General features: G+C 39.4%; 16 protein-coding genes and 1 tRNA gene. 11 read left to right on the top strand and 6 right to left on the bottom strand.

Going from position 1 to position 14052, the window contains the following annotated elements; genetic code table 11:
- On the bottom strand, positions 1–630 hold the full coding sequence (locus tag ACFSKV_RS05250; protein WP_380800850.1) for an HAD family hydrolase: 630 nt from the start codon (positions 628–630) through the stop codon (positions 1–3).
- A 381-nt stretch (positions 631–1011) separates the two neighbouring features.
- Between ACFSKV_RS05250 and ACFSKV_RS05245 the strand changes: the two genes are divergently transcribed.
- From ACFSKV_RS05245 to ACFSKV_RS05230, 4 genes are all read left to right on the top strand, one after another.
- Positions 1012–1085, top strand: a tRNA-Ile gene (locus tag ACFSKV_RS05245).
- A gap of 65 nt (positions 1086–1150) precedes the next feature.
- Positions 1151–1450 carry a GIY-YIG nuclease family protein gene (locus tag ACFSKV_RS05240; protein WP_380800849.1) on the top strand — a complete coding sequence of 100 codons (300 nt, stop codon included), beginning with the start codon at positions 1151–1153 and terminating at the stop codon, positions 1448–1450.
- A gap of 169 nt (positions 1451–1619) precedes the next feature.
- A complete protein-coding gene (locus ACFSKV_RS05235) occupies positions 1620–1922 on the top strand; it encodes a GIY-YIG nuclease family protein (RefSeq protein ID WP_380800847.1) in 303 nt (100 codons plus the stop codon).
- A gap of 192 nt (positions 1923–2114) precedes the next feature.
- Positions 2115–2471 (top strand): helix-turn-helix domain-containing protein, encoded by a 357-nt coding sequence (locus ACFSKV_RS05230; protein WP_380800846.1) that lies wholly within the window; start codon positions 2115–2117, stop codon positions 2469–2471.
- Between the two features lie 66 nt (positions 2472–2537).
- Here ACFSKV_RS05230 and ACFSKV_RS05225 read toward each other — a convergent pair whose 3' ends face one another.
- The 3 genes from ACFSKV_RS05225 to ACFSKV_RS05215 form a co-directional block, all read right to left on the bottom strand.
- The gene (locus tag ACFSKV_RS05225) at positions 2538–2999 is read right to left on the bottom strand and encodes a hypothetical protein (protein ID WP_380800845.1); all 462 of its coding nucleotides are present in this window, start codon (positions 2997–2999) and stop codon (positions 2538–2540) included.
- A 227-nt stretch (positions 3000–3226) separates the two neighbouring features.
- Positions 3227–3979, bottom strand: a complete 753-nt coding sequence (locus ACFSKV_RS05220) for a TerC family protein (protein ID WP_380800844.1) — start codon at positions 3977–3979, stop codon at positions 3227–3229.
- 97 nt (positions 3980–4076) lie between these two features.
- Positions 4077–4427: a winged helix-turn-helix transcriptional regulator gene (locus ACFSKV_RS05215; protein ID WP_380800843.1), complete on the bottom strand. Its 351-nt coding sequence runs from the start codon at positions 4425–4427 to the stop codon at positions 4077–4079.
- Positions 4428–4543: 116 nt separating this feature from the next.
- Between ACFSKV_RS05215 and ACFSKV_RS05210 the strand changes: the two genes are divergently transcribed.
- The 6 genes from ACFSKV_RS05210 (at position 4544) to ACFSKV_RS05185 (ending at position 9197) form a co-directional block, all read left to right on the top strand.
- Complete coding sequence (locus ACFSKV_RS05210; RefSeq protein ID WP_380800841.1) at positions 4544–5308, top strand: type 1 glutamine amidotransferase domain-containing protein; 765 nt, start codon at positions 4544–4546, stop codon at positions 5306–5308.
- Position 5309: 1 nt separating this feature from the next.
- On the top strand, positions 5310–6122 hold the full coding sequence (locus tag ACFSKV_RS05205; protein ID WP_380800840.1) for a DUF481 domain-containing protein: 813 nt from the start codon (positions 5310–5312) through the stop codon (positions 6120–6122).
- 5 nt (positions 6123–6127) lie between these two features.
- Positions 6128–7063, top strand: a complete 936-nt coding sequence (locus ACFSKV_RS05200) for a bestrophin family protein (protein ID WP_380800838.1) — start codon at positions 6128–6130, stop codon at positions 7061–7063.
- 206 nt (positions 7064–7269) lie between these two features.
- Positions 7270–7716, top strand: a complete 447-nt coding sequence (locus ACFSKV_RS05195) for a potassium channel family protein (RefSeq protein WP_380800837.1) — start codon at positions 7270–7272, stop codon at positions 7714–7716.
- Between the two features lie 135 nt (positions 7717–7851).
- Positions 7852–8469: an NADPH-dependent F420 reductase gene (locus ACFSKV_RS05190; RefSeq protein ID WP_380800836.1), complete on the top strand. Its 618-nt coding sequence runs from the start codon at positions 7852–7854 to the stop codon at positions 8467–8469.
- Complete coding sequence (locus ACFSKV_RS05185; protein ID WP_380800835.1) at positions 8466–9197, top strand: SDR family oxidoreductase; 732 nt, start codon at positions 8466–8468, stop codon at positions 9195–9197. The genes ACFSKV_RS05190 and ACFSKV_RS05185 overlap by 4 nt, the downstream gene beginning before the upstream one ends.
- Positions 9198–9298: 101 nt before the next feature.
- Here the strand turns inward: ACFSKV_RS05185 and ACFSKV_RS05180 are convergent, their stop codons facing one another.
- Entirely contained in the window at positions 9299–10456 is a 1158-nt protein-coding gene (locus ACFSKV_RS05180) for an esterase (protein ID WP_380800834.1), read from the bottom strand.
- Between the two features lie 140 nt (positions 10457–10596).
- Positions 10597–11793: an esterase gene (locus tag ACFSKV_RS05175; protein WP_380800833.1), complete on the bottom strand. Its 1197-nt coding sequence runs from the start codon at positions 11791–11793 to the stop codon at positions 10597–10599.
- A 200-nt stretch (positions 11794–11993) separates the two neighbouring features.
- Between ACFSKV_RS05175 and ACFSKV_RS05170 the strand changes: the two genes are divergently transcribed.
- Entirely contained in the window at positions 11994–13847 is a 1854-nt protein-coding gene (locus ACFSKV_RS05170) for a ChbG/HpnK family deacetylase (protein WP_380800832.1), read from the top strand.
- Positions 13848–14052 lie beyond the last annotated feature (205 nt).

Genomic DNA, 14052 nt, shown 5'->3' with positions numbered 1-14052 from the left:
TTAACCGAATTCAAAAAAATCAACCAATCCCTTAGGATGGGCAATGTGAAAAGTTTGAAAACCAACTTTTTTAGCTCCCTCTAGGTTGGCTGGAAGATCATCAAAAAACAAAACCTTATTGGCGGGGATAGCAATTTCTTCCAAAACTGCCTGATATATGGCCACATCCGGTTTTGCCAATCTCATTTCATGACTTAAAAAAATCCTGTGGCAAAGGTCATAAATTGATTTTTCCGTAGTTTGTTCCTGAAGAATCTGATCAAATTTTTCAATATGGATGGCATTGGTATTACTCAATACGGCTGTCCCAAAATCAACCTTCAATTGTTTCAGAATATCTATTCTTTCCTGGGGAACATCCCTCAATAAACTGTTCCATACATGATCGATTTGTACATCAGTCCAATCTTCTTCATAAAGTTCTCTGATCTCATCCCTGAACTGGGCTGAGCTTATCAACCCTTTTTCATATTCTTTATGAAATTTTGAAGGGAAAAATTTTTGGGTGAGCTCATGTTTGCTTTCAGGAAGTATTTTTTTCAACTCATTGATACTGAAATCATAATCTATATTGATAATTACATTACCTAAATCGAATATAAAAAAATCAATATTCCGGGGAGTTTTCATGGATTATTTGGTTGTTTATTTAATTCCAAATATGTAACATTGCAGTCCCATTTGCAAGGCTGTTTAACAATAAAAGTTTTGTAAAAAATAGGGCTTCCGATATCTTCGGGATTCAGTTGGTTAGAGCTTCTGACTGCTGATAATTTCGGGCCTATAGCTCAGCCGGTTAGAGCATCTGACTCCCCCGAAGTATCGGGGCAGGAGGTCTCTAAAAAAATAAATTTTGGGCCTATAGCTCAGTTGGTTAGAGCTTCTGACTCCCCCGAAGTATCGGGGCAGGAGGTCGCTAAAAAAATAAATTTTGGGCCTATAGCTCAGTTGGTTAGAGCTTCTGACTCCCCCGAAGTATCGGGGCAGGAGGTCGCTAAAAAAATAAATTTTGGGCCTATAGCTCAGTTGGTTAGAGCTTCTGACTCATAATCAGGAGGTCGCTGGTTCGAGCCCAGCTGGGCCCACTAGCCGAGATGAAAATCTCGGCTTTTTTTGTATTTTGATGTTCCATTCGCTAACCACTTTTTCTATGAAAACTTTTGTATATATCCTTTTTTCTGAAAAATTGAATCGCTTTTATACGGGTTTGACAACACTAAAAATTGAAGAGCGTCTAAATAATCATCTTGAAAAAAAGTATTCCACCTCGAATTTTACCCAAAAAGCCAATGACTGGAAAATCTTTTTATTCATTGAATGTGAAAGTACTTCTCATGGTAGAAAACTCGAACTTTTCATTAAGAAAATGAAATCCTCAAAGTTTATTTTGAGTTTAAAAGATGATCCCGAAAAGCTCCAAAATATAATTGAACGAACAAATCAATATTAACTTAAATATTTTCGTTCAAAAATCTAATTACAAGAACATCTGACTCCCCTCCCGAATTATCGGGACTATCGGGGCAGGAGCTCCCTGTGCCGATAGCTATCGGCAGAGCCCAGGTGGGCACACCCCCAAGCCGCTTAGAGATTCTAAGCGATTTTTTTATTTTTAGACTATGGAAAAGTCTATAGTTTATATTCTCTATTCTACTAAACTGGATCGGTTTTATTCAGGTGTCACAACTCTTAATGTGGAAGAAAGATTTGAAAATCACATTCAAAAACGGTATGGAAAACTAAACTTTACACAAAAAGCTGATGATTGGACTTTATTTTGGAGCTTGGAATGCCTTACTTTTAAACAGGCAAGGAACATTGAGCTCCATATCAAAAGAATGAAATCAAAAATTTATATTCAGAACCTTGCAAGGTATCCTGAAATCGGTAAAAAACTTTTATTAAAATATAAGAGCATCTGACTCCCCCGAAAGCTTTCGGGGCAGGGGGTCCCTGGTTCGAGCCCAGGTGGGCCCACCCCCAAGCCGCTTAGATTTTCTAAGCGGTTTTTTTATTTTTAGGATGATTTAGAGTGATACAAATCAAATGGTTTGGTACCCATAAAGAATATGATAAAATTGATGTAAACACCATATCATATAAAAAGTAATTTTATGGAGCTTAGTGTTATAAAATCTGATAAACAATACGAAACATACCTTGACTGGGTCAATGAAATGTTTGATAAAGGAGTAGAACCAAATTCAGTTGAAGGGAAAAAGGTAGAAGTTGCCCTTGTTCTAATTAAAGATTATGAGGACAAAAATTACCCTGTTCCATTACCGGATCCAATCGATGCCATTAGACTGAAAATGGAGGAACTTGGAATGAAAAACAAAGACCTTGTTGGTAAGATAGGAAGCAAAAGCTATATCTCCATGATTTTGAACCGCAAAAAACCCCTTACCCTGGATCTAGCAAAAATATTCCATAAAGAATTGAATATACCAGCAGAAGTTTTACTCTCTTGAATATTATTCTGAACAGGAAAAGACCTTTATCAACGAGATCTCAGAAGCAGCTTGAAATGAATTACATCAATTCAAAGCCATTTCCAACCTTTTGATTTCAATGTCCATTTTTGCTATGTCCAGGTTGATAGATTCCTTTTCCAAGGTAAATTCGGAATAAGAAAGTCCTTTCAAATTACCTAAACGCACTTTTAAAGAAAGGTTATTCTTTTTAAGGTAATAGATTTCTTTAAAAACCTGAATATTGTTACCCTTTAAAGAAGATTCATATCCGCTTTGTAAAACATTTAATTTCTCTCTTTGGGAACTTAAAATTTTATCGGAAGCATTCAAATAGGCTTGATAACTTGAAGCAGAATTTGAAATAACCAGCTTTTCTGTTTTCGGCTTATTAAAAGATCTGAATTCTTTTTGATTGATATTGGGGTCGTTTTCTTTTTGAATGATTTTTTCTTTGGGCAAACAACCGAATAAAATTAAGCCGATTGAAAATGACAAAAACAAGGAAATTTTTTTTATAGAATTCATAGTTGGTTATTAATAAACCTCGAAAACCGTTCATTTAAATTACTCAATATAAATACGAATAACCCATTTTAAAAAATGGGAAACTACAATACGTTTATCTAGGTATTCTAAGAAACCCGATATGAATCAATAAGTTCAAATCAGCAATCGCAGCTACTTAAAAAAATAGCTGATGATTGTACTTAATTTTGAAATTCGATTTCAGTAAAGCCAATAAATTAAAAAAACTACTTTTTCACCTCTTTGATTCTAGGATTTAAGTGTACTTTATGCGTTCCTTCTTTTTTCCTGATACGCATATTGATCATTTCCACCCCTAATGAAAAAAATACAGCAAAATAAATGTAGCCTTTAGGCACTTCGAAATGGAGCCCTTCCACCATCAGCATAAATCCTATCAACAAAAGAAAGGATAAAGCTAAAATTTGAAGCGTGGGATGTTGATTGATAAACCTGCTGATTTTACCTGCGAAAGCCATCATAATCATGATGCTGATAATTACAGCAATAATCATAATTATAACTTCTTTGACCAATCCCACTGCGGTAAGTATGCTGTCAAAAGAAAAAATCAGATCCAAAAGGATAATTTGAAAGATTACACCGGAAAGACTCTTTGCAGAATTGGGTTTGACTTCTTCTGCTTTTCCTTCCATTTTATGATGAATTTCAACCGTGGATTTAAATAAAAGAAATAAGCCTCCAAAAGCAAGGATCAAATCTCTCCCGCTTAGGTCAAACCCTGCGATAGATACCAAAGGCTGGGTAAATTGAATTATATAGGATATCCCTAAAAGCAACATAATCCTAAAAACCAAGGCAAATGTCAAACCTAATGTCCTGGCTTTAGCCTGTTGGCTTTCGGGCAGCTTATTGGAAACAATACTGATGAAAATGATATTGTCTACACCCAATACAATTTCAAGGAAAGTAAGGGTCAATAAGGCAATCCAAGTCTCGGTTTGAAGAAACAACTCCATAATTATCCAATTTAAATGTTCAGAAAGTTAGGGACTATCAGAATAAATTTGCAATAGGAATAAAGAAGAATTTGAAAGAAAAAATTGATTCAAAAATTCACTTATTTTTTTCTACCCCAAAATCCTCCATCAACTGTAAACCGTAATTCCTGATGGTCTCAATGATGGGAATGGCACCGAGTCCTCTATCAGTGATAGAGTATTCTACTTTAGGGGGTACCACTGGGTAAACTTTTCGGGTGATAAATCCCTCTTCCTCCAATTCCCTGAGCTGTGAAGTCAGCATCTTGTGGGTAATATGGGGAATATCTTTTTTCAGTTCACCATAACGCATTACCCTGTTTTTCAATCGCCAAAGAATTGGCATTTTCCAGGTCCCTCCTATCCTGTCCATAGCAAATTCCACAGGATTGTAGTAAAGCTTTTTGTTGAATATAAAATCAGGCATATCCGATCATTTTTCCATTTCTCACCAAAAGGTGTATATCCTGAATTTGGGTAAGTATATTGTCAAAGGTAGTATAAAATTTCATTTTTGGAAAATTAAAACAAAAAAAGACAATCATGACTCAAATTCAAGAAAGACAAAGTTACGTTCACTTCCATGGAGCACCTGCCAAAGGCAAAATATTAATGGTAGCCAGTTCACCTTCTATTTCCAAACAAACAGGTTGGCCTATTGGCTTTTGGATTGCAGAATTGACCCATCCTTTAAGGGTTTTTCAGGAAGCAGGCTATGAAATTGAATTGGTATCCACAGAAGGAGGAAAATTGGAAATGGATGGTTACTCCAACCCTACTGACCCCTCTGGCTACTCAGCCCATGACGTGATTTCTCTAGGCTATTTGCAAAAGCCTGAATTCAATGCCATGCTTGAAAATACTAAAAAGCTAACGGAAATAAAGCCTGCTGATTATGCTGCGATTTTTCTGGTTGGTGGCCAGGGTCCTATGTATACTTTCCGAGGCAATAAAGATTTGGAAAAACTGTTTGTCGAATTCTACGAATCCGGAAAACCAAGCGCAGCGGTTTGCCACTCCACTACCCTGCTTTTGGAGGCCAAAAAATCCAACGGTGAATTATTGGTGCATGGAAAAACGTGGACAGGTTTCGCAGATGCAGAGGAGGAATTTGCCGATCAGGCTGTGGGAATGAAAATCCAACCTTACCGCATCGAAGATGAGGCTAGAAAGATCTCCGGTACCACATTCAAAGTAGCAGCGCCTTTTGCATCCTATGCCATCCAAGATGGGAATTTGATCACAGGTCAACAACAGAATTCAGGAGCTGCGGCTGCTGAGATGGTAGTAGAAATGCTCAGTCATTAAGATGAAGAAAAGAATGGAGGTAAGCAAATCTGGTAAGTCAATAGTCAAATTAGCACTTCTTTCCATTTTCCTCCATTCCATTGCCTTCCTTGCCAAGGCCCAGTTGAATGAAAGCGATACAGCAAGTTTCCAAATCCGGGCAGGTTTGACGGGCGCTTCCCAAAAAGGAAATGTAAACCTCTTGATTATACGGGGAAGGTTGGAACTGGTAAGTAACAGTAAAAATCCTTGGGTCTTCAAAAGTCAGAACAATACTCTTTACCAGGAATTCAGTGATTTTAAAGCTGACAATGACATCAATAGCAGAAACTACCTGTATTTCAGACCTTTCCGGAAATACTATCCTTTTGCCATGGTTTATTTACAGACCAATTACCGAAGGGAAATCAAAAGCAGGGCTTTTGGTGGTGCAGGCTACACCTGGCAGATAGTTCAGCAAGCCAAAACCAACCTGAAACTATCAGGAAGTATGGTATATGAAAACACCTCTTTCAGAAATACTCAATTTAATGAAAGCTTTTACAATGGGAACAGCATCATCGAAATTTGGCGGGCGACTGTATACCTAGCTGGTTGGCATAGGTTATTGGATCAAAAACTGAGGCTATTTTATTCGGCCTATTGGCAACCGGGAATGGCTTATGTGCCAAACAATCGGGTATCGGTGGAATTGGGCTTTGATCTCCCCGTTTGGAAAGGTTTATCAGCAAACGCTCAATACAGCTATACCTATGAACAGGTTGTTACTTCAAGTGTCCTTCAAAGGGACCGTATGTTCACCTTTGGTATGAGCTATCAACTCAAGAAAAATTAAATCCCATGATCATCAAAAGAAAATTCAACCCGATCAGGGTCATACAATACGTCCAAAAAGAAATCATCTTTTCCCTGCTTATTTCCTTACTTGTGTGGGGGTTCTATGAACAAAAAATCAGTTTAGTGGTCCTGCCTTTCTCCATTTCGGCTATTTTGGGAAGTGCTCTGGCTATTTTTATAGCCTTCAGGAACAATAGCTCCTATGGGCGCTGGTGGGAAGCCCGAACGCTTTGGGGAGGAATAGTCAACTCCAGCAGGGTATTGGCCAGATTGATCATCACCTTCACTGACAGCCATGCCCATCAGGCCAATTTTGAAAAAGAGCGCAGCGAAACCTTTAAAAAGGAAATGGTAAACTACTGCATTGCATGGGTTCATGCCCTAAGGCTCCACTTGAGAAAACAGGAGAACTGGGAAGAACTGCAATCCTTTCTTTCTTGGGAGGATTTTAAGGTTTTGACCAATAGTCAAAACAAACCCAACTTTCTCCAACTGCTCATGGGCAAAAAAATATATAATGCGATGTCAAACGGCACATTGGGTGGATTTGATTCCTTTCAAATGGAAGGGCAATTGCTGGCCTTGGCCAATTTTCAGGGGGGATGCGAGCGGATTAAAAATACCCCTTTGCTTAGGCAATATGATTTTTTTACCAGGTTGTTTCTGTATGCTTTCATTTTGTTACTTCCATTTTCATTAATCGGGGATTTTACCAGGATGGAGATCAGTTTCCTGATGATTCCTGTGGCATTGATCATCTCCTTTGTATTTGCCATTCTAGCCAAGGTGGGAGAAGTGAATGAAGATCCTTTCGAAAACCGGATTACAGATGTACCCTTGTCCGCACTTTGCAATACCATTGAGCGGGATTTACTGGAGATGCTTGGCCAAAAAGATTTGCCGAAAAAGCTAGAAGCGGAACAAGGGTTTTTATTTTAATGGAAAGATGGATTCATACATATCGATTTGAACTATTGCTCTATGCATTGCTTATGGTGATTTTTAACAAAATTCTAATCACCAACCATTCATTTTACAGTTCAATGGTATGGCCGGCCAATATGGTTTTACTAGGCTTGGTTTCTTTAGGAGTTTTCCATGAACGGAAAAAATGGGAAAAATTAATTCGAAACCTCCTGTTTTTGATGGTTATAAGCATACCTATAGCCCCAAAGGTATTTTTCTCTTCAGATAAATGGACAATTGTTTCTTTACTTGCCTACCTCCTCTTTTATTCCTTTTTGTTTTACTCAGTGATGGTACAGATTACTCAAAAAAAGGAAGTTTCAGAAAGTGTGATTTACGGTTCTTTGAGTGGGTTTTTATTGTTGCTCGTTTTGGCCACTTTCAGTTTTCTTTTGCTGGACCTATCCATCATGGATTCCTTTCTCCATATTTCAGGTGATTCTATTCCTTCAAAATATCAGCAGTTTTCTTATTACAGTTTAATCACACTTACCACCATAGGGTATGGTGATATTACACCAGTTTCTGAGCAAGCAAGGTTGCTCGCAGGTTTTTGGGGAGTGGTAAGCCAGTTTTACATGGTAGCAATCGTAGGAATAATTATCTCAAAGTACACTTCTAAATAAAAGGATATGGTATTCAGGAAAAATTTAAAAAATATTAAAAGATGGACAGCTGAACAATACTGCAAATTATATTTACAAACCCCTTCTGAATATGAAGGTGAACGCATCTACTAAAAAATATAAACTTTTAAAACCATGAAAATCGCAATCATAGGAACCGGAAATGTTGGAGGAGCACTCGCCACCAAATGGGCAAAAGCCGGACATCATATCTATCTAGGGGTTCAGGATCTGAATGACTTCAAAGGAAAAGAACTCCTAAAAAATCCCAATACTACCGCATACCCCGTTGCAGATGCTGTAATCAAATCCGAGGTTATCTTGATTGCCACCCCTGCCACAGCAGCAGTTGCGGTAGCACAATCCCTAGGAGATACAACCGGTAAAATCATCATCGATGCCATGAATATCGTCATGGGTAGAGGTCCACTGGGCTTCAAAACCACATCAGAAGCCATCTTGGCCCATACCCAAACCAAGGATGTTGTCAAATGCTTCAATACCACCGGGTTCAACAACATGGTCAATCCTAATTATGGAAATATGGCCATAGACATGTTTGTGGCAGGAGACAGTGAAAAAGGAAAAGATGCAGCCATACAACTGGCAATAGACGCGGGATTTGGAGAATGCTATCCTATAGGTGGCAACGACAAATTTGAATTGATGGAGCAGTTTGCCTGGTTTTGGATCAACTTGGCCATGTTTCAGGGACAGGGAAGGGAAATCGGTTTTAAGCTTTTGAAAAGGTGAACATCGCATTGGTAACAGGAGCCTACAAAGGTCTTGGATTCGAATGGTGCCGCCAACTGGGTAGAAGAGGTTATAAGGTCATCCTTACAGCAAGAGATTTTGAAAAAGCCCGGAAAGCAGCGGAAGTCCTTAACCAGGAGGACTTGGTGGTCTACCCGAAGCAACTGGAGGTAACGGATGAGTCAGCCCTTCAAGAGCTGGCCAACTGGGGCCAAGAGATGTTTAGCCGCATTGACCTAATTGTCAACAACGCAGGGATCAACCCAAAGGATTATTCAGATAAAAACCAGATGGCCAAAGCTTTCTACTTGGATCAATTGGATGCAGAAGAAATGCTAAAAGTCATCCATGTCAATAGTTTATCGCCACTGCTCGTTGTAAAGCATTTCAGGTCTTTGTTGAAAAAAAGTCAAAATCCAAAAGTCATTAACATCTCCAGTTGGCTGTCTTCTGTATCCCTACTGCGCTTCGGGGGACATTATGGGTATGTGGGGAGTAAAAACCTGCTCAATATACTTAACAAATCTATGGCCCTGGAACTTCAAAAAGACGGTATCATCTCCGTCAATGTCAATCCTGGATGGGTCAAAACAGACATGGGAGGCCAAAAAGCCCAATTTTCTTCAGATGAAGCAGTACAAAATATTTTATCCAATGTGGTAGACAAAATCCATCTCGGTGATTCAGGGGCATTCATGAATTTTGATGGGATTCTGCACCCTTGGTAGTTTTAATTATTTCTACATTGGATAATTCCCTTATTCCAACTGATGGTTTTTAAAGAAAACGCAGCTTTTTAAGAGCTGCGTTTTCTTGGATAATGATAATTCTAAAAGAGCATTGGGGTAAAAAAAGTCAAATAAGTTCTCCAATTTGCCCAGGTATGCCCTCCTTCATTCTCAAAGTATTCATGTTCAAAATTGGTTTTCTTTAAAACTTCCAACAGCCTTTTATTGGAATCCATCACAAAGTCATCAACACCACAGGCTACCCAATATTTGGACACACCAGTTTCCTTAAGGGCCATAAATTTCTTCTCCATCTCTGCCATATTCTCATTTTGATTGAATATTCCGCTGCTAAATACCCCGATGTAGCCAAAAGTACCCGGATAGGTGATGGAAGCTGTAATGGTATGCCCACCACCCATGGATAATCCTGCGATGGCACGGCTATTTTTATCTTTCTTTACCCTATAATTTTTCTCCATATACGGAATAATATCTTCTACAAGGCTTTTTTCAAATTGCCCCTGATATTTGACATAACTTTCCCGGGTAACGGGCGGTGTTCCTGGTACCTGTCTTAAAGTTGAAGTCTGCCAGGCATTCCCATTGGGCATAACAACAATCATGGGTTTAGCTTTACCTTGTGCAATTAAATTGTCCATAATTAAATTTGCCCTGCCCAGGGAAGTCCATGCGTCTTCATCACCTCCCCCTCCATGCAACAAATACAAAACAGGATAAGAATCATTTCCAGAAGCATATCCTGGAGGAGTGTACACATACATTCTTCGGTTTATACCCAGAGAAGGAGAATCATACCAAACCATAGAAAGATTGCCACGGGGCGTATCATTCAACTGAAAAACCTCAGATCCCTCACCAGGAACCATCAATAAACTGGCATAACGGGTACCATCTCTCAATGCATGGGGGTTAGTGGGGTCAATGGCAGCTACCCCATCAATAAAAAAGTTGTAGTGGTACATGGAAGACGGCAACGGATCAATAGTGATGGACCAAACTCCCTGTTCTCCTTTGGTCAATGGAAGGGTCTTGCCAAAGCCTAACCAGCTTCCGTTGATGGTAACGGAATTGGCTGTTTCAGAAAGCACTCTGAAGGTAACTGAATTATCGTCGGCAATTTCAGGAGAAACCACTCTTGGTGCCTGCATGGCACTGACTTCCTGAGCCCTAACATGTAAAGTACTTCCCACGAGCAAAAGTGCTGTAAGAAAGGTTCTAAAGATGTTTATTTTCATAGTGTTGGTTGTTGTGAGTTTTTAAATATTAGGATTTGGAAATGAATTTTACATTTGTTCCATGAAGGATTGGCTGGATGTAAGGCATGTGCTATCGATAGTTCAATGCATAAGCTATAATCCCCTTGAAACTTTCCCGGTTACTGGAAAAGTTTAGGTGCAAAATCGGAAAGATACACCCTCCAGTTTCGCCAGGTATGCCCTCCTTCAGATTCAATATACTCATATTTCATACCCATGCCATCCAGTTTTTCCCGGTATTCAGTATTGGCTTTGTAAAGGAAATCCGTCTTTCCAATGGCTATCCAGTACAATTTGTAGCCATTTTCCATCTGGGTTTTCAATGTTCCATCTATATCACTGTAAACCTTTCCGGTGGCATCTTCCCTTGGCATGATAGCAGCTGAATACAACCCTACATAATCAAAAGTATTAGGATAATATCTGGAAATATGCATGGTGTGATAGCCTCCCATAGAAAGACCTGCAATGGCCCGGTTGGCTTTATCAGCTTTTACCCGGTAATTACTTTCCACAAATTTGATGATATCCATAAAATTGGCCTCGTAAGTTCCATCCATGGTCTTTGGTACCATAAATTGCGGCTTATAATAACCCAAACTTCCTTCACCAGGAGCTGCATCCTGGATCACATTGGCATTAGGCATTACTACAATCATGGGTTTTGCTTTTCCCTCAGCGATAAGGTTGTCCATGATCTGCGCTGTACGGCCCAAAGATATCCAGGCTTCTTCATCCCCACCTGCCCCATGAAGGAGATAAAGTACCGGGTATTTTTCAGTAGAGCTCTCATAACCTGGCGGGGTATAAATGGTAATCCTTCGGTCCATACCCAATCCAGGGGAATCATACCAACGTCTGGCAACAGTCCCGTGGGGAATATCATTCGTTTTGTACAAGTCTGCATGCCCACCTCCTATTATAAAAATATTGGTCACCGAGGCCACATCTCTTATTAAAAAAGGATTGTTGGGATCGGTGGTGGTAAATCCATCAATGATAAAAGAATAATTATATAATTCTGGCCCTAATACTTGGCTTTTATATTCCCAAACTCCCTTATCATTCTTGGTAAGATCAGCTTTTCCCGGACCATCCACCTGGCCCATAGGGGAGTCAATTTTCACTGTTGGCAAAAAATCCCCGGTCACTTGGACTGATTTAGCGTCAGGGGCTAATAATCTGAAAGTAACAGTATTGTCCTCATGGATCTCAGGTGAAATGATTTGTTGTGCCCGAAAAAGGGCTTCCTGGGCCTGAGAGGAGATTCCTAAAAAGGTCAGGAAAAGAAGTGAAAGCAATAGGTTTTTTTTCATAGATAATTTTTTAATTCTCAATATGTAAAAATAACATAAAGAAACTATATTTCCTAAAAATTAAACCTGACAGGGAATTTTGAAACTTGAATATTAAAAAATATAAGAAACCAAGATTTTTCCTGATCTGAAGAATTTATGCTCAAAATTCCATTTAAGTCTGAATAAACCTTAAATTCCATCATGTAACCCATATACCTATGAAAATCAAAATCATTGCTTCAGTTATTATTTTATGTCATCTACTTGTAGTTACAAACTTTGCCCAACAAGCCCAGGGCCCAAAATTAATTGTTCGTGGAGATGATATGGGTTCTTCCCGATCTGCCAATTTGGCGAGTATAGAAAGCTACGTTAACGGTGTAGAAACTTCTATAGAACTGATGGTAGTGACACCTTGGTTTCCTGAAGCTGCCCAAATGCTAAAAAAACATACGGGAATAGATGTAGGCCTTCATCTGGTCATTACCAGTGAATGGGATGGCATCAAGTGGCGGCCCCTCACCTCCTGCCCCAGCCTGACAGATAAAGATGGGTATTTTTTACCCATGATGGGCCCAAACAAAAATTATCCAGGTCTTTCCATCCTTGAAAACCCGTGGAAACTGGAGGAAATTGAAAAGGAATTCCGTGCCCAGATTGAATTCGCTTTAAAACATGTACCCCAAATCAGCCACCTGTCCGGCCATATGGGATCTACAGGATTTCATCCTGAGGTTACGGAAATGGTAGAAAGGCTTTCGGAAGAATATGACCTTCCTGTAATGAGCAGGTCTGTTATGCAGGAGTTGGGTATATCTGGAATCACTTACGACGGCCCCAAAACTAGCTCTAAGGAAAAAGAGTGGGCTTTCATCAGCATGTTGGAAAAGCTAGAAACTGGAAAGTCTTATATGTTTGTAGACCATCCTGCTTATGACAACCTGGAAATGCGGGGAGTAGGTCATATTGGATATGAGGATGTGGGAGTAGACCGACAGGGAGTTACGGATACCTGGACCAGTATTAAGGTCAAAGAGGCTGTTGCCAAAAATGACATTGAACTGATCAATTTTCCTGCTTTGGCCAAAGCATTGCCGCGAAGCAACCTGGAAATTGAAAAGATCAATCCAAATGCAATCTCTAATTATCTCCAAGCTGTTAAAGAAAATAATCAGGAACTCCATAGTCTCATGATTGTTAGAAACGGTAAAGTTGTTGCTGAGCAATATTTCGGTGAAAATGCTGCCAACAAACTCCATGCTTTATATTCGGTAAGTAAGACTTTCACGGCTACTGCCATTGGATTTGCTGTACAGGAAGGGCTATTGAATGTGAATGATAAAGTCATCTCCTTCTTTCCTCAGAAACTACCAGAAGAAATCAGTCCCAATCTTGCCGTCTTGGAAGTTCAACATTTATTAACCATGACCGTTGGTCATGATGTGGATCCCACCCGGGTAATAAGAGAAAAAACTGACGAGGATTGGGTGAAAGCTTTCCTGGCTTTACCTATAGTTCATCAACCAGGAACGCAATATGTTTACAACAGCTTGGCTACCTACATGCTTTCCGCGATATTAAAACAGGTTACAGGTGAACGATTATTGGATTATTTACAACCCAGACTTTTAAGGCCACTGGGGATTGTGGGGGCTACATGGGAACAAAGCCCACAAGGCATTGATATTGGCGGTTGGGGACTTATGTTAAAAACAGAAGACATGGCAAAATTGGGATTATTCTACCTCCAAAAAGGTGAATGGAACGGCAAACAACTATTACCCGTTTCATGGATTGAAGAGGCAAGCTCAGCCCAGGTCCCTTCCCTACCAGCCGGTCAGAAAAAAGAAGACCTGAAAGTTGAGCCCGAAGACTCCGATTGGCTTCAGGGATATGGCTACCAGCTATGGCGCAGCCGGCACAATTCTTTTCGGGCCGATGGTGCCAACGGGCAATTTATTTTGATCCTTCCAGAAAAAAATGCAGTTATCGTCACTACGGCCAATATTCAAAATATGCAGGCCGAACTTAATCTGATTTGGGAATACTTATTGCCTGGATTTGAAAACTGAGGATTTTGGACTCTGATGATGTTAATCATTTCCTGTATTTGGAAATCAATGCTTTTCAGGAATAAAAACCTTATCTTATTAAAATTCAAATAGGAAGGACCATAATAATAAACCAAAATGAGATTCCACTTGGTACATGATTGATTCATGAATAAAAATGGACTTCAAATTTCCTTCAGATTTTTATGCGTATATTCTTCCAAGT

Source organism: Shivajiella indica (genome assembly GCF_042683085.1).
GTDB lineage: Bacteria > Bacteroidota > Bacteroidia > Cytophagales > Cyclobacteriaceae > Shivajiella > Shivajiella indica.
This window is presented reverse-complemented; position numbering and strand designations above follow the sequence as displayed.